This window comes from Chitinimonas naiadis (assembly GCF_054780835.1).
This window is the reverse complement of the sequence record NZ_BAAGVO010000005.1, coordinates 208,090-225,665: the sequence shown is the minus strand read 5'-3', so window position 1 is coordinate 225,665 and position 17,576 is coordinate 208,090. Positions and strand designations below refer to the sequence as shown.

The following is a 17,576-nucleotide window of genomic DNA, read 5'->3' as shown; positions in this document are numbered from 1 at the left end:
GCTGGGCGGAGGGGATGGATTCAATAGAGCGAAGCGCGTATCCGCACCCTATGCAGCAAAACGCCCGGCTTGGCCGGGCGCTGATCGAATGTTCACGCTCTAGCAGCACATCTTCTGTGATCACAGCTTCGGGATACGAATCCGACTGATCATCAACGACCCCGAAATCGCAAACATCAACACCAGCGGATGGAATTTGAAGCCACCGATCACATAGGTGCCAAACCACATCTGCGAGCCGATCGCCCCTTCGCTCACCGCCACGGCCAGTACGATGACCAGCAGCAGGGATGTGGGGATCGGCGTGCCCTCGAAGTACTTCACCTTGTCGCCACCTTCCGACAGCTTCTCGGCGGTGACGTTGTAGCGCGCCAGCCTTGATACGCCCGAGGCGACGAAGAAAAGCAGCACGATGCGGTCGAACAGGCCCTGCATGCCGCAGCCGTAGGCGATGACCGCCGGCGCGACGCCGAAGGAGATCACGTCCGCCAGCGAGTCGAGTTCACGCCCCATGGCCGAACTCTTCTGCCGCCAGCGCGCTATCCGCCCATCCAGCACGTCGAAAGCCAGTGCAACCGGGATCAGCGCACAGGCGAAATAGAGATGCAGCACCTCGGTGGTCTGCAGATAGGTCATCACCGCAAACAGGGCACCCACGCCGCAGAAGGCATTGCCCAGGGTGAACCAGTCGGCAAGGTGGAACTCGCGGATCATCGCGAAAGGCTTGGGTTTGGTCATGGCATCGTCCGGAAACGGGTTGCAGCGGATGGTAAAGCAAACGGCGAGTGCTGGGCAGATAGGCTATCCCCTGCCTTGGGGTAGCAGGCGGCATTCATGGGTCGACCTTTACGCGCCATAGTACCTTGTGGTTCAGGCGTACCGTATAGCTGGCGGGTACCGCGCTGCGGATCGCCTGGCCACCGGCCATCAGCCCGGCCTCGAAAGCATCGAGTGTCCGGTACATGCAGCGGGATCCCTTGCCACCCATCAGGTTGGCATTGGCGATGCTGCCATTGGGACGAACCTGGAAATCCACGCCCTGGATATCGCAGCTGAAGGTATCGCTGGACTGGAACTCGCCGTTCTCGCGTTTTTGCCGGAAGTAGGCCCCCCAGCCATCGCGATGCTTGGAAAAAACATGGCCGACCACCACCGCATAGCTCAGTTGCTGGTTGCGTTGCTTGGCAAACCGCATATTGGCAAACAGGCCGGCCAGCTCTTCGTTGATGGCGTCTTCCAGTGGGCCGGTACAGGCGTTCGGGGTATCCCTCGGGCCGAAGTCTGCAACATCGCCGTCCTTCCCGATCAGGAAGTTGTACACCGGCACCACGCAATCACGCTGCGGGCCGAACAAGGTGTCGTACGCGGCATTCAGGACTGCGTCGGATTTCACCACCACCGGCCCCAGAATATCGTCTGCTCTGGCCGAGGCCATTATTGCGCCTGCCAGCAGTAGGCCCCCATACCATCGCATCCTGCGTTCCTCATCCAGATCAACTCGGCCGGGCCATCTTCCGTGGCCTGACCGGCACGCACCTGCGCGCCAAGGATGGCAGCGTACCGTAATTGCCCCTAATCTGGGATGGCAATGGCAGGGTCTGCGTACCGGGCCTGTTTCTCATCCCGCGTCAGGAGTCGTCCATGTGGCGAACCATCAGTTCCATCACGATGCTCATATTCTGGCTGTCCGCCTGCGGGCCGAGGACGCAGCTTGCCCCGCCTGGCCTCGACAAGGCGGCGTTGCAGGGCAAGGTGATGGAGATGAACCCCATGTGGAATCCGTCCCGCTTTCAGACGGTATGGGCGGAGCTGTTGCCCGGCAAGCTGGTGACGCCAGTGCGATATGAGTTCGATGCAAGCTACGATGTACGCCTGCTTGCGCCACGGCAAGACCTTGACCCCGCCATGATGGCGCAGATCCGCCAGATGGTCGACAGTCAGGGCAAGGCGGCCATGCTGGAGCAGGGCTTGCAGGCACAGGCGGACTACGAGGCATGGCTGGCAAGACGCACCGCCGGCATGAAGGTCGGCGAACTACGTCGCTTTACCGATCATTTCGTCCTGATCAAACGCAATGGTCAGTGGCTGATGGAACACTGGCAGGCGGGTGCCGCACCGCTCACTTTCACGGCCCCGGACCATTGATGCCTGTTATCAGCGCTTCAGTGCGGCCAACACCGCCTGCGGGTCTTCCGTCTCGGCCAGCACAGCCCGGATGCGGTTGAAGGCGGCGCAGGCTTCAGCCGGGTATTTGCTGAACGGAATCAGATTGCTATGCCCCCAGCCCGCAGCGGCCATCACGCTGTTGCGATAAGGACCGCTGTTTTCCCCACCCAGCTGCATCAGTGCCCGGTCGATCAGCACGTGCGGAAACGGGTTGCGGGACAAGGTGCTGAAATGCTCGGCTTGTACTTCATCAAATTGCATGATGATGGCTCCAGACTGGGTAACTTGTTTTCTAGTCTGGTCTGCGCCTTTTTTCCACACACGTCTGTCAGGCCGCGTCGACCGCAACCCTTTGCGTGGGGTGCTCAGCCAAAGCGGATCCGGTTTCGCCCCTCGGCCTTGGCCCGGTAGAGTCGCTCATCAGCCTGCTGCAACATGGCTTCCAGGCCGTTGGCTTCGAGGTCGGCACAGAGCCCCATGCTCATGGTGACGCGCAAGTCCGGGTGAAGCTGCTGCCAGGGAAAGCGTTCCAGCATATCGCGCAATTTCTCACACAGCGCAGCTGCTTGCGGCAGTGCGGTCTCCGGCAGGGCGATGACGAATTCCTCACCACCGTAGCGGGCGACCAGGTCGGATTGCCGCACATGGCTCTGCAGGATGGCCGCCACCTGCCTGAGTACCGTGTCCCCCGTCGCGTGAGAGAACTGGTCATTGATGCGCTTGAAAAAGTCGATATCGGCGATCACCACCGTCAAGGGGTGCCCGTAGCGACGGGCCTGCTCATACATTTGCCGCGCTTGCTCGTCGAAGTGCCGGCGGTTGTAGAGCTCGGTCAGCGCATCCCGTATGCTCATCTCCTTGAGCTGTGCCGCCTGCGCAAGAATGGTCTGGTGGGATGCCTGCAAGGACGCATGGCTCTGCGCCAGCTCCTCGCTCATGGTATTGAATGCCTGTCCCAGCTTGGCGACCTCGTCCCGACCCTGTACCGGTACCCGTTGCAGCAATTTGCCGCCAGCCATGGCCTCGACCGCCAGGGTCAGGCGATGCAGCGCGCCACTCAACCGTCCTGCCAGCAACAGCCCCAGCAAGATCGCCAGCGCTGCCGCGATCCCGGCACCGTACAGCAAGCCCTCTCGCATCGCGCCGAGGTATTCCTGTTCCTGCTTGCTGGGTCCCAGCACGCCTTCCGGCGAGATATACGCGAGCACCTTGCCATTGATCACCACCGCCTGTGCATCGCGGCGGGCATGCTCCGGCAGCAACTCGTCCGGATGGTAGCTGCCGGCACCGAGCAGTACCCGAAACCCGGCGTCTGCCAGAATGAAATGAAACGGCGGCTCGCCACGTGGCGCACGGGGATCTTGGCCCCTGCCCTCCGGCGGGGGCGGCCTGCGCGGGCCCGGTGTGCCGGATTCATCATCCGGCCTGCCGGGCGGGCCTTCGGGCCGGGGTTGGCGCGCCACGAAGGCATGAAAACCCTCTTGCTGTTCCCCTGCCTGCCAGGAGCCATAGCGCTGCAGATAGGCGGTGACCATGCCGCGGAAGTGATCCTCGGCCTGGTGTCGGCGCAGGTCGTCGAACTTCCCGTTCACCCGCAGATAGGCCACCCCGCCGACCAGGGCGACGGCCATCAGGCTGGTAAACAGCAGGGCAAGGATCAGCTTCAATCGCAGGGACATGGAGGTGACCTGTGGGAAATAGGCAGCAATTTTAACGGGCGTGGTTGTCATTGCGATACAGCGATCCCGACACTCGTCCACAGGTCCTGTACGGCCGCCAGCCTGCATGTACAAGCCATTGATTACATTTGCATATTCTTATGTCATGACTCGGCGCCGTGTTGACTAAGCCGCACACCCAAGCGCTTGCTTGTGCAGAGCCCCTCGGCTCAGGTAGCCTAGAGCAAATATTCCAAGGCGACCTGATCGCCATCGGGCCCAGGGCCCGGATTTTCAAAGAAGACAGAGATCGAAGTAGAGGAACGTGCCCCGCCCGCTAAGCGAGGGTGCGACGTTACAAACGCTGGGAGACAAGATGAAAATCGGTAATACGTTCAAGCAGGGCCTGCTGGCTGCAGCATGCCTGTTGGTGCTCAATGGTACGGTGCAGGCTGTGGAAGTCGCAGGTGTCTCGGTCGACGACACGGCCAAGGTCGCCAACGTCGACCTCAAGCTCAACGGTGCCGGCCTGCGCACCAAGGCTTTCTTCAAGATCTACGTCGCCGGCCTCTACCTGGCCGACAAGAAAACCACTCCGGCGGATGCCCTGGCCGTTGCTGGTCCGAAGCGCGTTTCGCTCACCATGATGCGCGAAGTCAGCTCCGACACGCTGAGCCAGGCACTGCTCGACGGTCTCAACCACAACTGCAGCGACGAAGAGAAGTCCCGTTTCTTCAACCAGATGCTCGCCATCGGCCAGATCTTCGGCGCCTATCGTTCGATCAAGCCCAAGGACATGATCACCGTGGACTGGGTGCCCAACGTCGGTACCGTGGTGCACATGAACGGCAAGAAGCTCGGCGAGCCGCTGCCCGACCAGGCCTTCTACAACGCCATCCTGAAAATCTGGCTGGGCGATCGCCCGGCAGAGAACTCGCTCAAGCGTCAGCTGCTGGGCGCGCCTTGATTTAAACAAGCAAGGAAAAACGAAGGGGATGGGCCCATGGCCCATCGCTGACAGGGCGGACTCCCGTAAGGCGGCCCGCCCTTTTTATCGTCAGTGCACCCTAGACCAGCTCGGCTTCATCCGCTTCCTCACCGAGGAAGCCACCGCTCTGGTGTGCCCACAGCCGTGCATACAGGCCACCCTTGGCGAGCAGGCTGGCATGATCGCCTTCCTCCACGATATGCCCCTGGTCCATCACGATCAGCCGGTCCATGGCCGCGATGGTCGACAGCCTATGGGCGATCGCGACCACGGTCTTGCCTTCCATCAGGCGGTAAAGGCTGCTCTGGATCGCGGCCTCCACTTCGGAGTCCAGCGCGCTGGTCGCTTCGTCCAGCAGTAGGATAGGCGCGTCCTTGAGCATGACCCGGGCAATCGCCACCCGTTGCCGCTGCCCACCGCTGAGCTTCACGCCACGTTCGCCCACATGGGCCTCGTACGCCGTGCGCCCCTTGGGGTCGCTCAGGGACTGGATGAACTCATGCGCCTCCGCCCGGCGCGCGGCGGCCACCATGGCCTCGTCGTCCGCATCGGGCCGGCCGTACAGCAGGTTGTCGCGGACCGAGCGATGCAGCAGCGACGTATCCTGCGTCACCATGCCGATCTGCCGGCGCAAGCTGTCCTGGGTGACGTGGGCAATATCCTGCCCATCGACCAGGATACGACCGCGCTCCACGTCATAGAAGCGCAGCAGCAGGTTGACCAGTGTGCTCTTGCCCGCACCGGAGCGGCCGATCAGGCCGATCTTCTCACCCGGCTTGATGGTCAGGTTCAAGTGTTGCACCACCGGCTTGTCCGCGCCGTAGCCGAACATCACGTCCTCGAACTTCACCTCGCCACGGCTCACCGTCAGTGGCTGCGCATCGGCCTTGTCGACCACCGCGATCAGGCGGGACAACGTATTGATGCCGTCCTGCACGGTACCGATCTGCTCGAAAAGGCTGGCCATCTCCCACATGATCCAGTGCGAGATGCCATTGAGCCGCAGGGCCATGGCGGTCGCCGCCGCCACCGCGCCGATGCCGACCTCGCCATGGCTCCACAGCCACAACGTGGCCCCGGCCGTGCTGGCGATCAGCAGCATGCTCAAAAGATGGTTGACCACCTCGAAGCCGCTGACCAGCCGCATCTGCTGGTACACGGTCTGGATGAAGTCCTGCATCGCGCTCTTGGCAAAACTTGCCTCGCGCTGGGCATGGCTGAACAGCTTCACCGTCGCGATATTGGTATAGGCGTCGGTAATCCGCCCCGTCATCAGGCTGCGTGCGTCGGCCTGCTCCTTGGCTACCTTGCCCAGGCGCGGCACAAAGAAGCGCAGGGTCAGGATATACAGCGCCAGCCAACCCAGGAAAGGCAGCAGCAACAGCGGGTCGAAGGTCCCGACCACGGCCACCATGGTGATGAAATAGATGACGATGAACACCATGATGTCGGCGACGATCATCACCGTGTCACGCACCGCCAGCGCGGTCTGCATGACCTTGGTCGCCACCCGGCCGGCGAACTCGTCGCCATAGAAGCTCATGCTCTGGCCCAGCATGTGGCGATGGAAGTTCCAACGCAGCCGCATCGGGAAATTGCCCGACAGCCCCTGGTACTTGCACATGGCCTGCAAGGCGATCAGCAAGGGGCTTGCAATCAGGATCCCGGCCAGCAACAACAGGTTGCCCTTCTCCTGCGCCCACAACTGGCCCGGCGCAACCCGGCTCAACCAGTCGACGACCGAACCGAGCATGCTGAACAGCAAGGCCTCGAAGGCGCCGATGGCGGCCGTAAGCAGAATGACGGAACCGATCAGGCCACGCATGCCTTGGGTGCCCGCCCACAGGAAGGGAAAGAAACCCTTGGGCGGCTGCTGCGGTGGACTATCGGGGTAGACGTTGACGCGACGCTCGAACCAGCTATACACGAAGCTTCCTCATGCAGCAGCCGTCATGGACGATCTCCGTACGGGCGGAGAGCGGGCCATCGCGGGCGCGGCTTATCAGGTTTTGGGGAGTCGGCAGTGTAGCACCACCCCGTTTCTGCGCAGGGCCGGCCGGGCGCAATATAAAGCAAAGCACCGGCCCAGGGCCGGTGCTCGTTGTTTGCTACGCCAGCGAGGGCTGGCGACGCGCGATCAGGACTTCTTTTCCACCTTGGCAGGCTCGGTCGGCTTCGCATCCGCCGGCTTGGCCTCGGTCTTGCCTTCCGTCTTGGCTTCAGCCTTGACCTTGTGCGCCACCTTCTTGTGCTGCTTGGTGGTGGCCTTCTCTGCTGCTGGTTTGGCAGCGGCTTCCGCCGGCTTGGCTTCCGTTGTCGCGACCGGCTTGGCAGCAGGGGCGGCGGCAGGTGCATCGGCAGCCAGGGCGCCGAACGAAGCGGCGGCGAAGGAAGAGGCAATCAGGGTGGCAATCAGCTTGTTCATGGTCAGTTTTCCTTGAGTTCGATCAGTATCTGGGGAGGCGACGTAGTCGTTCAGACTCAGGACTTCTTCTCGGCCTTGGCGGCTTCAGCCGGCTTGGCTTCGGTCTTGGTCTCGGCTTTCACTTCCGCCTTGATTTCGGTTTTGACCTCGGTCTTGTGTGCTTTCTTGTGCTGCTTGGTAGTGGCCTTTTCGGCAGTGGCCGGCTTGGCCGCATCGGCAGGCTTGGCTTCCGTCGCGGTCGCGACAGGTTTGGTGGCCGGGGCGGCGGCAGGTGCATCGGCAGCCAGGGCGCCGAACGAAGCGGCGGCGAAGGAAGAGGCAATCAGGGTGGCAATCAGCTTGTTCATGGTCAGTTTTCCTTGAGTTCGATCAGTATCTGGAGGGGTGACGTAGTCGTTCAGGCTCAGGACTTCTTCTCGACCTTGGCGGCTTCAGCCGGCTTGGCCTCGGTCTTGGTCTCTGCCTTTACTTCGGCCTTGGTTTCGGTTTTGGCCTCGGCCTTGTGTGCTTTCTTGTGCTGCTTGGTGGTGGCCTTCTCGGCGGTGGCCGGCTTGGCCGCATCGGCAGGCTTGGCTTCCGTCGCAGCGGCGACAGGCTTGGCGGCTGGCGCTGCGGCCGGTGCGGCGGTGTCAGCTGCCAGGGCGCCGAACGACGCAGCAGCGAAGGAGGTGGCAATCAGGGCAGCAAACAGCTTGTTCATGGTGTTCATCCTTAGCGAAGGTTTCTTTCCCGGCCCGACCGTTGCACCCTGCAGCGGCCGTCCTTGGAACGCACATTAAGCGCCGCTAGCTGAACGGATCCTGACGGCCGGAATGTGCAGTTTTACCAAGCCAGGCGCGTATTCCAGCCGGGCAGCCGGCGCGTTATCGCGCGAGATTCACGCCCGGGACGACAGGCAAGCCAAGGCATCGGAAGGGGAGAAGCGGCAGCGCAATCACGCCACACGGAGAGGGTGATAACGAGCAGGACAGAAGACGTGCAATGAAATTGCGCGGCAAGGCGGCACCCAAGGTAGGGTGGGTTTACAACCCACCAGTCCTGCCCAAAGGGCCTAAACCGAAAACTGCGCATACGACCCGCAGGCCCGACCTCGCCTCCGGCGCGCACACCCACCCCAATTGCCGTCTACGCCACCAGCCCAACCGCTGCAGCTAACGGAGCAAGGCAGAACGACGTGCGATGAAATAGCGCCGCAAAGCGGCACCCCATGTAGGGTGGGTTTACAACCCACCAATCCGGCCCAAAGGGCCTAAACCGAAGCCTCGTTCAATCCGACCGACAAGCCCGCCCAAGCCGCCACCCGTTCCGCCAACCAAGCCGGATCGTCCAGCGGCAGGTCATGCCCCGCCGTCGGGTGGCTGTACAGCGGCCACAGGCTGGCCCGGGCCATCGCTGCACTGCAGGCTGGGTCTACCAACCGGTCCCGTTGGCTATGGATCAGCAGGGCCGGACAAGCCGGCCACGCTGCACCCGGCCGAAAACGCGCCGCCGCCGCCAGCTGTCGCAACAGGTTGGCGGCACTGACCGGACACTCGGCCTGCCACGCCTGCCAGTCCGCCAGCACCGCCGCCGCGCGTTCCGGCGCATTGCTGCAGATCGCCAATATCGCTTGCTCCCGCGCCGCCAGGCTGCACACCGGCAAGCGCAGCAGGCGCGGATAATTGCGCCAGCGTAACCGCTGCCAGAACGGGCTGAGGCTGGCCAGGCTGGTATTGACCAGCACCAGGCGCGCCACCTCCTTCGGCTGCTGCTGCGCCCAGTCCAGTGCCACCATGCCGCCGAGCGACAAGGCCAGGACATTGACCGGCCCCTCGGCGAGCGTCGTCGCCAGTTGCCGTCGCAATCCCTCGCGCTGGCCCGCGATCGTGGTCGCGCTCGGTTGTTGCCAGCGCTGGCCATTGCCGTCCAGGTCTGGCGCCAGCACCGTCCCGCCATCCAGCGCCTGCGCGAGCAGGGCTGGAAACGCCCCCCAGTGGCGTGCCTCACGCCCCAGACCGCGCAGCAGTACCCAGGGTCGATGGGTCGGATTAGGCATCGCGATACCAGAGGTGCATGGCATCCATCCGGTGCCGGGCACTGCGCTGCCGCCCTGCCAGCCAGCGCTCTTCGCTGCTGGCCACGCGGGTCAGGAACTCCATGAAGGCCAGGTGGGTGCGCATCACCCGCTGCTGGCGGTGTGGCGCAATCGGGTTGAACGCGCCGAGCCGCGACAGCAACTGGCGTGGATTCTTGCGTACCCAGGTCCAGGACCCCATCTCCAGCGTCAACGGCAGGAACAGGCCCTCGGGCTTGAGACGTGACTGCAGGTAGAGGTGGTCCCACAGGTCGCCGTGGGTCAGGTACTGGTGGCTCTGTGGCTCGAACACATAGCGGTGGTGCGGATAAGCCTGGTCGAACAGGGTCTTGAGCGTGTAGATCTCGCCCAGCACCTCGATCGGCCGCCGGCTGCTGGCGAGCGGAAACCAGATGCGATCCCGCAGCCCGAAGCCGGAATGACAATCGAGCGCCAGCGCGAGCGGGCGACCGAGCATTTCCTCTTCCACCACCTGGCACAGCGCCAGGCTCTCCACTGCCATGCCCTCGTCCTGCGCGCCGCGATACCACGGCAGCCAGCGTCCGAACCTGTGCCCGCCAAGCAGCCAGGCCACCGGCTCGTTCGCCTCGATCGGCGCGTTGCGCATCAGGTCGATGCCACCCGGATTGGCGCGCCGGTGCTGCAGCATCCCGCCCGGGTTCACCAGCGGCATGAACAGCAGGCGCACGCCCCTGAGCTGGTGCTCCAGCAGGCTGTCCCAACGTAGCCGCATCAACAGGTTATGGATGAATGCCAGGATCACCTGGGTACCGATACGCTCCAGCCCATGCACCCCGCCGAAGAAACCGACGATGGGTGCCTGCGGGTCCTCGCTGCCCAGGCTCAGTACGCGCACCGGCAGCTCATGCCGGCCGGCCTGCACGCTGGTGACGGTACGCGCCCGCAAGCGGCCCTCACCGTGCTTGATCAGGCGTTCCAGTTCGGCAAGTTCAGGCAGATGGGGATAGGCCGTGCGCATGGTAGGGATGAAGGAAATCCCTCCAGCATAGAGAGCCGCACGGCCCGCGCGGGTGACGGTTTTGTGACATGCCGTCCTGGGCGCCAGGCAGGGGCGGCATTAAGCACCGTTTAAGCGCTTTTGCGCACACTGGCGCCCCTGCTGTCCCAGACCGCCTTCGCCCATGCACCGCCTCATCGTCTACGCCTTCCCCGTCTTCGCCCTGCTGATGGGGGCGGAATTCGCCTACGGTTGGTGGCGTGGCCGCAATACCTACCGCTTGAACGATGCCCTCGGCAGCCTGAGCCAGGGCCTGCTGAGCCAGTTGGTCGCCCTCTGCAGCGAGCTGTTCCAGATTGGCCTCTACGCCTGGCTCTATCCGCATCTGGCGCTGTACCCCGACGTCTCGTTCTGGGATGCCTGGTACGGCTGGTTGCTGGCCATCGTGCTGTTCGACTTCTGCGACTACTGGCTGCATCGGGCCGGCCATGAGTCGGCGCTGTTCTGGGCGGCGCATGTCGTCCACCACCAGAGCGAGGACTTCAACTTCTCCACCGCGCTGCGGCAGGAGAGCACGGTCGCTTTCCTCGGCTGGCCCTTCTACCTGCCCATGGCCCTGATGGGCGTACCGCCCGAGCAATTCGCGCTGGCCGGCCTCGCCGTGCTGCTCTATCAGTTCTGGATCCATACCGAACACATCGGCAAGCTCGGCTGGTTTGACCGCGTGTTCTCCTCCCCGTCCAACCATCGTGTCCACCATGCGGTGAACGACCCGTACATCGACAAGAACTACGGCGCCATGCTCATAATCTGGGACCGCCTGTTCGGCACCTTTGCCGAGGAGGCCGAGCCCTGCGTCTACGGTACCCGCGCCCCGCTACGGAGTTGGAATCCCTTGTGGGCCGTCGCCCACACCTACTGGGGCATCGCCCGCGACATCGGCCGTACCCGCCGCTGGGCCGACAAGTTGCGGCTCTGCTTCAAGCCGCCTGGCTGGCAGCCGGCCGATCTCGCCGCCAGCCATCCCCACCCCACCTTCCGGCTGGACGCGGTCGAACGCTACGATCCGCCGCTGGCAAGCTGGCGGCGCGGGTTTGCCGGCCTGCAGTTCCTGCTCCTGCTCGCCGCCAGCGCGGCGCTGCTGTGGCAGGCCGACGAGCAATCGCTGGGCCTCAACGCGCTACTGGCCGCCTGCATCTCCGCCGGGCTATGGGCACTCGGCGGCACGCTGCAAGGCTGGCGGACAAGGACCGTGGTGCTGGTCCATGCCCTCGCCGCACTGGTGGCGATGCTGAGCTTACATCTGATGGTCACATAGCCCCGCTAGACTCGGGCCATACGCCCGGAGGGCATCGCGGAGCCCCGCCCATGAACCCCAGCTTCACCCCCGCCAACTACGGTTCGGACCATACCGGCCTGGTCTGCGGCTACCTGTTCGAGCCCGGCCAGGTCGGCCAGGAGATCGACTCCGCCGCCATCGAGGCCTGGCTGGCGCTGCCGGCGGAACAGACCGGCACCGCCTTTCTGTGGCTACATTTCAATCTCTCCAACGCCATGTGCGAGAAATGGATGCACCGCCAGCTGCCGCTGTCCGAGGTCTACTACGAGGCCCTGCGCGAAGGCTCCCGTTCCACCCGCATCGAATACGCCGACGGCGCCCTGGTCGCCGTGGTCAACGATGTGGTCTACGACTTCGACTTCGCCGCTTCCGATATCTCCACGCTCTGGCTGCACGCCGACCAGCGCTTGCTGGTCAGCTCCCGCATCAAGCCACTGCGCTCGGCCGACAAGCTGCGCGCCGCGGTCAAGCAGGGCGAGCACTTCGGTTCCCCCTTCGCCCTGCTGGTCCATCTGCTGTCCGACCAGGCCGACGTACTGGTCGACATCGTCCGCGCCACCACCCAGCGCGTCGACGGCATCGAAGACAAGCTCCTGTCCGACCGGCTCAATACCCAGCGCGCGGATCTCGGCGCGTTGCGGCGCGTGCTGGTTCGCCTGCAACGGCTGCTGGCACCCGAACCCGCCGCCCTGTTCCGCCTGCTCAACCGCCCACCGGCCTGGATGGCCGAACGGGACCTGCAGGCCTTGCGCCAGTCGACCGAGGAATTCTCGGTGGTGCTGAGCGACCTCACCGGTCTGCTGGAGCGCATCAAGCTGCTGCAGGAAGAAATCGCCGCCAAGCTCAACGAGCAGACCAACCGCAGCCTGTTCGTCCTGACCGTGGTCACCGTGCTGGCCCTGCCCATCAACATCATCGCCGGTCTTCTGGGCATGAACGTCGGCGGCGTGCCGCTGGCCGATCATCCGCACGGCTTCTGGGTCGTCGTCGCCATCGTCATCAGCTTCACCGCCATCGCCGCCATCTGGGCCTTCCGCAAGCGCGGCGACTGAGCCCGGTTTGCGCAGGCCGGGCTTTGCGCTAGGCTGCCGCCATCCAGAACCCCAACGGTCACTACCATGGACATCGAACGCATCAACCCCGTCGCCCGCTATTCGGACGCCACTATCTACGCCGGCCTGATCCACTTCGTCGAAGTCCCGGCTGACCTTGGCACCGACGCCGCCGACCAGACTCGCCAGATTCTGGCCCAGGCCGAGGCCACGCTGGCGCTGGCCGGTAGCGACAAGTCGCGCCTCCTGATGGCCACCGTCTACGTCACCGACTTGCGCAACGTCCCGGCACTGAACGAAGTCTGGGACGCCTGGCTGCCCAAGGGCTGCGCACCCTGCCGTGCCTGCGTGAAGGTCGAGCTGGTCAGCCCCGGCATGCTGGTCGAGATCGCCTTCGTCGCCGCCCGCCCCTGATCATCTCCATCGCTGGCTAAAGCGCCACGCTTGCCCTCTTGGCGAGCGGCGCGGCTTGCGAGGCGGCGGTCGCCTTGGCGAGAATGCGTCTCCGCTTCCTCACCCCTGATCCGCCATGGACCGCTCCACGCCCGCCACCAGCGTTTTTTCCGACAGCGAAATCGAACGACTGCTGGGCCGCCTGCACAAGGAGGGCCAGGAGTTCCTGCGGGAGCGCTTCCGGCAGATCCGCAAGGGCGCCCGGCCGGACGAGCGCGAGATGCTGCACTTCAAGGTGCTGTCGCGCGCCGAGGTAATCCAGCAGGCTTCGCAGTACACCTTCAGTCGCTGGTGCAGCAGCAAGGCCGAGCTTGAACTCGACGATGCCCGCCGCCTGCTCGAATACCTGGTGGAGCAGGGCCTGTGGGACGAAGTCCGCGAGCAACTGGCCATCGCCCGCGCCCCCGACCAGTACTTCTGGAGCCTGGTGCACGAGCTGGAGTCGGTCCGCACCACCCGTCAGAAACTCAAGGACGCCGCACCCGGTGTCTACCAGCTCTGGCGTCCGGCCGTGGTCTGGCCCGGCCGCTACGTGCTCGGCATGTTGCTGATCTACTTCAACAGCCGCACCGGCGCTATGCGCACGCTGGAGATCCACCGCATCAATGGCGAGCAGGATGACGCGCGCGGCCTGGTCCGCACACCGCAGATCACCGAATGCCTGCGCGGCTACCTGGTCAAGAAGTCCAGCCAGTTGATCATCCACAGCTTCCAGCAGGAAACCCACAACTTCCAGATCACTGTGCTGGCCAACCTGCTGCAGCAGGACAGACAGATCCGTGTCATGAGCGGCCTCTGCCTGGGCCTGATCGGCCAGCGCGGCCTCTTTTGCCGGCCGGTGGCCCTGGTCCGCCAGGCTGGTATCAGCGAGATGCTGCAGGTCTTGCTCGACAGCCAACTGGACGAAGACGGCTGGCCGACCGACGCCTTCCTCGCCGCCCTGGCCGATGACCCGCTCTATCAGTCGCTGAACGTGGTGGAGGGGAGCGAAGTACCGGACTTCGTCCGCCAGCAACTGGCCGAGAGCGCCGGGTTGACGGCGTTCCAGCCGCCGACCTTCTGAACGGGCGCTGCTGCTAAGGGGGCGGATCGGCGCCCGCTATCGCGTCGCCACGATCACATGCGCCGAAATTTTGCCAGCCACCGGGCCTGCGCCCTGGCGACGGGCGATCATCGCGGTTGCACGGTCTGTCGCGAGCGCAAGCAGCCTGGCATCACGTGCCTCGATCTCACTGCGCAGCGGCGTTCCCTGGCAATAGGCGGTGGCGACATCGCGAGCCGAGGGCGCACGACTTACAGCCTCGCGTGTCTCGATCACGATATCGGCAAACCCGGCACGCTCCAGATCCTCGCGGATCAGCGCGATATCATGATAACCGTGCGGCGTACGGGCGAGAAATTGCGGTGGATCGTCTGGAAACACCTCGGCGACGGCCTGCGTGACCGCCTCCGCAAAGGCGTTCTCTTCGATACGGTCCCAGACACTGAACACAAAGCGCCCACCGGGTCGCAGCACGCGACGCGCCTCGGCGTAACCGGCGACCCGGTCGGGAAAGAACATCGCGCCGAACTGGCAGCAGACGATGTCGAACACGGCGGCCTCGAACGGCAGATGCAGCGCATCCGCCTGCCGCCATTCGATACGGCTGTCCGCAGCCTGCCTGCTCGCGGCATGGTCGAGCATGGGCTGGTTGAGGTCGGTCACCACATAGCGTGTGTCGGGGCCGAGCCTGGGCGCCAGCGCCCGAGTGACCACGCCGCTCCCGGCCGCGGTTTCCAGTACCGAGCCCGGAGCCAAGGCCGCGACCCGCGCCGCCAGGTCGGCCGCATAGACCTCGAAGATCAGCGGCACCATCAGCGTGTCGTAGCGCTCCGGGATCGAGCCCGCGAACAGCTTGTCGCTCTCTGCCATGAGACCTCCTTGGAAGTACCGAACGGCATCCTCGGCCACCTGCGCCAGTGCAGGCTGACACACCATCGTGGTCGCGCCCGCCCGCCTCGTCAACGCCGTCCCGCAGACGGCTCCGGCGAGCAAGCAACCGCTCTGCAATTTATCCGCCGCGAAATTGCAGCGATTGCAACGCAGCACACAAACCCTTGCAAAACAGCCAGTTCGGCCGCCCTGTGATTGCAACGCACGGCATGAGAGCCTCCCACTTGTACATACAACGATACGGAGTGGGGAAATCATGGACCAACTGGAACAAGGCCGCTTTGCGGCCGAGGAGCAATGGCGTGCTTATGCGATGGGTGAAGAAGGCGGCAGCTACTACGGGCAGGAAGAAGAAGCGTACCGGGCCGGGCGTATCGCCCGACGGCAGGCAGCCAGACAGGCGAGCCATGCCGCGCACGGAACGCGAGATGTGGCACAGGCCGGCTGGCTGGTCGGAGCACTGCAACAGATCGGACGCCGGCTTGGCCGATGGCGAATACGCACCGAAAGCGGATAGCTGGACGATAGACTTGCAGGATAAAACAGACACAACGGGAGCAGACATGCTCCCGTTTGCTTTTGGCCGGCGCGGTGCGGGCTATAGTGGCGCATCGTCCTCAACGTGCCCATCATCATGCTGAAAAGTCGTGCTCTCCGCCTGCTCCGCTACGCCGGCTTGCTGCTGGTGGGGGTATACAGTCTTGCCTCGGTGGGGCGGATAGAAGCAGCTGGTGGCGATGTCAGCGTGATCGCCCGCAGCGGCGAGATACGCCCCAGTACGGTCGGTAGCTGGCTGGAACCGGGCGACGCCGTGAGCACGGCCGGGGCACAATCCTGGGCCGTACTGCGCATGGAAGACGGCGCCAGCTTCACGCTGCGGCCCAATACCCGCATGCGCATAGACCGCTATCGCTACAGCGAGGACCACCCCGATGAAAACGGCAGCTGGCTGAGCCTGGTCAAGGGTTCCTTGCGCGCAGTGACCGGCTTGATCGGTCGGCAGAGCCCGGACAGCTATCGGCTCAATACCCCGACCGCCACCATCGGCATACGCGGCACCGACCATGAAACGGCCGTGATCGAAGAAGCCGACGCAACCCGCGACATGCCCGCCGGTACCTACGATACGGTGAACGCCGGCGAGACCGTGCTGCGTAGCGACAAGGACGAACAGGTGATCGGCGTGGGCAAGACGGGCTATCTGCAACGCGAGGGCGGCTTTGCACCACGGCTGCTGGCCAAGCGACCCGGCCTGTTCCTACGCTGGCGGCAGTTTGAGCAGCGGCGCGGGGTATTGAAGGTGCTGGGGCGCCTGCACCAGTCGGTAGCCGGCGGCGGCTTTACCGCCCACCCTGACCTGCGCGAACGTTTGAAGCGGGAATGGCAGCGGCGGCAGGACGGTGAAGGTGGCCGACCGGAGGGCGCCGGCGCAAACGCCGAACGCAAGGCCGAGCGGCAAGCCCGGCGCGAAGCGCGACAGGAACGCAGGGCTCAGCACCCACACCGTAAGGAATAAACTAGTCCGGTCGCAGCCAGGCCAACTGGCCGTGACAACTCTCGTTGAGCAAGGCCTGCAGGGCCGCAGCCTGTGCTTCGACCACACTGAACTGCAGGCTGACCTGGCTCGCGTGATCCACCTGCAGCAAGCTCGCGCCCGCCGCAGTGAGCTGGCGGCGCACGGCACCTTCGAGCGCATAGGGCACACCGCAGCGCAGGGTTTGCAGCTTCTGCCGTTCTATCTTCTGCGTAGTGAGCAGGGCTTGGGCAACCGCATCGGTATAGGCCCGCACCAGACCACCCGCACCCAGCTTCACCCCACCGTAGTACCGCACCACGGTCGCTAGCACCCCCTCCAGGTCCTGGTGCCGCAGCACATCCAGCATGGGCCGGCCGGCGGTACCGGACGGCTCACCATCATCGACCGCCGCCGATTGCCCTCCCGCCAGCAAGGCCCAGCACACATGCGCCGCCGCCGGATGCTCAGCCCGAAGCGCCGCCACACGTTGCTGCGCAGCAGCCCGGTCGACCATCGGCTCGACACACCCCAGAAAGCGGGACTTCTTGATATCCAGCTCGCTATGACCGGGACCAGAGAGGGAAAAAGACATGAGTTGCGCTGTACCTCTCCGGATAAAGCTAGCTCAATGCGTGAGCTTACGAGCGTAGCGAGGCCCCCCTGCGTAGGCAGGGGCGGGGGGGATGGGGTCGATCAAGAGAGGGCCACACGTCTGAGCGTGATGCCATGTTTAGCGCCCGGCTACGCCGGGTGCCACCGCAAATGGCTGATACCAGCCCATGCTGATCCGTCAGGCCCTACGCGCAGTTCGCATTCCAGTTCTGTATCGCCGCCTTGCGATTGGGTGCCTGGGCGCTGATCACATTGCAATTACCGTTGCGGCCAAACTTGGCGCACTCCACCCAGAAACGGTTCGAGCCGGCCTTCATCACTTCGCCGGGTGAACCGCATTTCTTGCAAGGCTTGGGGGTGAGGGGAGGGGCGTCACTCATCTACGGGTTCCTGGTTTGCATC

At 64.3% G+C, this 17,576-nt stretch carries 21 protein-coding genes; 8 read left to right on the top strand and 13 right to left on the bottom strand.

Annotation, left to right across the window (positions count from 1 at the left end):
• Positions 1-120: 120 nt before the first annotated feature.
• Positions 121-738 (bottom strand): CDP-alcohol phosphatidyltransferase family protein, encoded by a 618-nt coding sequence (locus tag ACYVHK_RS16980; RefSeq protein ID WP_460534511.1) that lies wholly within the window; start codon positions 736-738, stop codon positions 121-123.
• 94 nt (positions 739-832) lie between these two features.
• On the bottom strand, positions 833-1,435 hold the full coding sequence (locus ACYVHK_RS16975; protein WP_460534509.1) for a hypothetical protein: 603 nt from the start codon (positions 1,433-1,435) through the stop codon (positions 833-835).
• A 206-nt stretch (positions 1,436-1,641) separates the two neighbouring features.
• On the opposite strand from ACYVHK_RS16975, the gene ACYVHK_RS16970 reads away from it, so the two are divergent.
• On the top strand, positions 1,642-2,145 hold the full coding sequence (locus ACYVHK_RS16970) for a hypothetical protein (RefSeq protein WP_460534507.1): 504 nt from the start codon (positions 1,642-1,644) through the stop codon (positions 2,143-2,145).
• Between the two features lie 9 nt (positions 2,146-2,154).
• Here the strand turns inward: ACYVHK_RS16970 and ACYVHK_RS16965 are convergent, their stop codons facing one another.
• A complete protein-coding gene (locus ACYVHK_RS16965; RefSeq protein ID WP_460534505.1) occupies positions 2,155-2,427 on the bottom strand; it encodes a hypothetical protein in 273 nt (90 codons plus the stop codon).
• 104 nt (positions 2,428-2,531) lie between these two features.
• Positions 2,532-3,845, bottom strand: coding sequence for a GGDEF domain-containing protein (locus tag ACYVHK_RS16960; RefSeq protein WP_460534503.1), 1,314 nt, complete (start codon positions 3,843-3,845; stop codon positions 2,532-2,534).
• Between the two features lie 355 nt (positions 3,846-4,200).
• Between ACYVHK_RS16960 and ACYVHK_RS16955 the strand changes: the two genes are divergently transcribed.
• The gene (locus tag ACYVHK_RS16955; protein ID WP_460534500.1) at positions 4,201-4,791 is read left to right on the top strand and encodes a chalcone isomerase family protein; all 591 of its coding nucleotides are present in this window, start codon (positions 4,201-4,203) and stop codon (positions 4,789-4,791) included.
• Between the two features lie 100 nt (positions 4,792-4,891).
• On the opposite strand, the gene ACYVHK_RS16950 is transcribed toward ACYVHK_RS16955, so the two are convergent.
• The 6 genes from ACYVHK_RS16950 to ACYVHK_RS16925 all read right to left on the bottom strand — a co-directional run bounded on the left by ACYVHK_RS16950 (position 4,892) and on the right by ACYVHK_RS16925 (position 10,290).
• Positions 4,892-6,739, bottom strand: coding sequence for an ABC transporter ATP-binding protein (locus ACYVHK_RS16950; protein ID WP_460534498.1), 1,848 nt, complete (start codon positions 6,737-6,739; stop codon positions 4,892-4,894).
• A 210-nt stretch (positions 6,740-6,949) separates the two neighbouring features.
• Entirely contained in the window at positions 6,950-7,237 is a 288-nt protein-coding gene (locus ACYVHK_RS16945) for a hypothetical protein (RefSeq protein WP_460534496.1), read from the bottom strand.
• 56 nt (positions 7,238-7,293) lie between these two features.
• Positions 7,294-7,584 carry a hypothetical protein gene (locus ACYVHK_RS16940; RefSeq protein ID WP_460534494.1) on the bottom strand — a complete coding sequence of 97 codons (291 nt, stop codon included), beginning with the start codon at positions 7,582-7,584 and terminating at the stop codon, positions 7,294-7,296.
• Positions 7,585-7,640: 56 nt separating this feature from the next.
• The gene (locus tag ACYVHK_RS16935; protein ID WP_460534492.1) at positions 7,641-7,937 is read right to left on the bottom strand and encodes a hypothetical protein; all 297 of its coding nucleotides are present in this window, start codon (positions 7,935-7,937) and stop codon (positions 7,641-7,643) included.
• A gap of 549 nt (positions 7,938-8,486) precedes the next feature.
• On the bottom strand, positions 8,487-9,272 hold the full coding sequence (locus ACYVHK_RS16930; RefSeq protein WP_460534490.1) for an alpha/beta fold hydrolase: 786 nt from the start codon (positions 9,270-9,272) through the stop codon (positions 8,487-8,489).
• Entirely contained in the window at positions 9,265-10,290 is a 1,026-nt protein-coding gene (locus tag ACYVHK_RS16925) for a M14 family metallopeptidase (protein ID WP_460534488.1), read from the bottom strand. The genes ACYVHK_RS16930 and ACYVHK_RS16925 overlap by 8 nt, the downstream gene beginning before the upstream one ends.
• Positions 10,291-10,453: 163 nt before the next feature.
• On the opposite strand from ACYVHK_RS16925, the gene ACYVHK_RS16920 reads away from it, so the two are divergent.
• The 4 genes from ACYVHK_RS16920 to ACYVHK_RS16905 all read left to right on the top strand — a co-directional run bounded on the left by ACYVHK_RS16920 (position 10,454) and on the right by ACYVHK_RS16905 (position 14,176).
• Positions 10,454-11,587, top strand: coding sequence for a sterol desaturase family protein (locus tag ACYVHK_RS16920; RefSeq protein WP_460534486.1), 1,134 nt, complete (start codon positions 10,454-10,456; stop codon positions 11,585-11,587).
• Positions 11,588-11,637: 50 nt separating this feature from the next.
• Entirely contained in the window at positions 11,638-12,660 is a 1,023-nt protein-coding gene (locus tag ACYVHK_RS16915; protein WP_460534484.1) for a transporter, read from the top strand.
• Between the two features lie 66 nt (positions 12,661-12,726).
• Positions 12,727-13,074, top strand: coding sequence for a RidA family protein (locus ACYVHK_RS16910; RefSeq protein ID WP_460534482.1), 348 nt, complete (start codon positions 12,727-12,729; stop codon positions 13,072-13,074).
• Between the two features lie 115 nt (positions 13,075-13,189).
• Entirely contained in the window at positions 13,190-14,176 is a 987-nt protein-coding gene (locus ACYVHK_RS16905) for a hypothetical protein (RefSeq protein ID WP_460534480.1), read from the top strand.
• A gap of 36 nt (positions 14,177-14,212) precedes the next feature.
• Here the strand turns inward: ACYVHK_RS16905 and ACYVHK_RS16900 are convergent, their stop codons facing one another.
• Entirely contained in the window at positions 14,213-15,025 is an 813-nt protein-coding gene (locus ACYVHK_RS16900; RefSeq protein ID WP_460534478.1) for a class I SAM-dependent methyltransferase, read from the bottom strand.
• Between the two features lie 277 nt (positions 15,026-15,302).
• Here ACYVHK_RS16900 and ACYVHK_RS16895 point away from each other — a divergent pair, with 277 nt between their 5' ends.
• Positions 15,303-15,563 carry a hypothetical protein gene (locus ACYVHK_RS16895; RefSeq protein WP_460534476.1) on the top strand — a complete coding sequence of 87 codons (261 nt, stop codon included), beginning with the start codon at positions 15,303-15,305 and terminating at the stop codon, positions 15,561-15,563.
• 117 nt (positions 15,564-15,680) lie between these two features.
• Complete coding sequence (locus tag ACYVHK_RS16890; protein ID WP_460534474.1) at positions 15,681-16,562, top strand: FecR family protein; 882 nt, start codon at positions 15,681-15,683, stop codon at positions 16,560-16,562.
• A gap of 1 nt (position 16,563) precedes the next feature.
• On the opposite strand, the gene ACYVHK_RS16885 is transcribed toward ACYVHK_RS16890, so the two are convergent.
• Both ACYVHK_RS16885 and ACYVHK_RS16880 read right to left on the bottom strand, forming a co-directional pair.
• Positions 16,564-17,154 (bottom strand): IMPACT family protein, encoded by a 591-nt coding sequence (locus ACYVHK_RS16885; protein WP_460534472.1) that lies wholly within the window; start codon positions 17,152-17,154, stop codon positions 16,564-16,566.
• Between the two features lie 205 nt (positions 17,155-17,359).
• Positions 17,360-17,554 carry a Lar family restriction alleviation protein gene (locus tag ACYVHK_RS16880; protein ID WP_460534470.1) on the bottom strand — a complete coding sequence of 65 codons (195 nt, stop codon included), beginning with the start codon at positions 17,552-17,554 and terminating at the stop codon, positions 17,360-17,362.
• Positions 17,555-17,576 lie beyond the last annotated feature (22 nt).

Coding starts and splice junctions, on each gene's coding strand:
- ACYVHK_RS16935 (WP_460534492.1), bottom strand. CDS start 7,937: ATGAACAAGCTGTTTGCTGCCCTGATTGCCACCTCCTTCGCTGCTGCG.
- ACYVHK_RS16900 (WP_460534478.1), bottom strand. CDS start 15,025: ATGGCAGAGAGCGACAAGCTGTTCGCGGGCTCGATCCCGGAGCGCTAC.
- ACYVHK_RS16880 (WP_460534470.1), bottom strand. CDS start 17,554: ATGAGTGACGCCCCTCCCCTCACCCCCAAGCCTTGCAAGAAATGCGGT.
- ACYVHK_RS16975 (WP_460534509.1), bottom strand. CDS start 1,435: ATGGCCTCGGCCAGAGCAGACGATATTCTGGGGCCGGTGGTGGTGAAA.
- ACYVHK_RS16925 (WP_460534488.1), bottom strand. CDS start 10,290: ATGCGCACGGCCTATCCCCATCTGCCTGAACTTGCCGAACTGGAACGC.
- ACYVHK_RS16905 (WP_460534480.1), top strand. CDS start 13,190: ATGGACCGCTCCACGCCCGCCACCAGCGTTTTTTCCGACAGCGAAATC.
- ACYVHK_RS16965 (WP_460534505.1), bottom strand. CDS start 2,427: ATGCAATTTGATGAAGTACAAGCCGAGCATTTCAGCACCTTGTCCCGC.
- ACYVHK_RS16910 (WP_460534482.1), top strand. CDS start 12,727: ATGGACATCGAACGCATCAACCCCGTCGCCCGCTATTCGGACGCCACT.
- ACYVHK_RS16890 (WP_460534474.1), top strand. CDS start 15,681: ATGCTGAAAAGTCGTGCTCTCCGCCTGCTCCGCTACGCCGGCTTGCTG.
- ACYVHK_RS16920 (WP_460534486.1), top strand. CDS start 10,454: ATGCACCGCCTCATCGTCTACGCCTTCCCCGTCTTCGCCCTGCTGATG.
- ACYVHK_RS16940 (WP_460534494.1), bottom strand. CDS start 7,584: ATGAACAAGCTGATTGCCACCCTGATTGCCTCTTCCTTCGCCGCCGCT.
- ACYVHK_RS16885 (WP_460534472.1), bottom strand. CDS start 17,154: ATGTCTTTTTCCCTCTCTGGTCCCGGTCATAGCGAGCTGGATATCAAG.
- ACYVHK_RS16915 (WP_460534484.1), top strand. CDS start 11,638: ATGAACCCCAGCTTCACCCCCGCCAACTACGGTTCGGACCATACCGGC.
- ACYVHK_RS16955 (WP_460534500.1), top strand. CDS start 4,201: ATGAAAATCGGTAATACGTTCAAGCAGGGCCTGCTGGCTGCAGCATGC.
- ACYVHK_RS16980 (WP_460534511.1), bottom strand. CDS start 738: ATGACCAAACCCAAGCCTTTCGCGATGATCCGCGAGTTCCACCTTGCC.
- ACYVHK_RS16895 (WP_460534476.1), top strand. CDS start 15,303: ATGGACCAACTGGAACAAGGCCGCTTTGCGGCCGAGGAGCAATGGCGT.
- ACYVHK_RS16945 (WP_460534496.1), bottom strand. CDS start 7,237: ATGAACAAGCTGATTGCCACCCTGATTGCCTCTTCCTTCGCCGCCGCT.
- ACYVHK_RS16970 (WP_460534507.1), top strand. CDS start 1,642: ATGTGGCGAACCATCAGTTCCATCACGATGCTCATATTCTGGCTGTCC.
- ACYVHK_RS16960 (WP_460534503.1), bottom strand. CDS start 3,845: ATGTCCCTGCGATTGAAGCTGATCCTTGCCCTGCTGTTTACCAGCCTG.
- ACYVHK_RS16930 (WP_460534490.1), bottom strand. CDS start 9,272: ATGCCTAATCCGACCCATCGACCCTGGGTACTGCTGCGCGGTCTGGGG.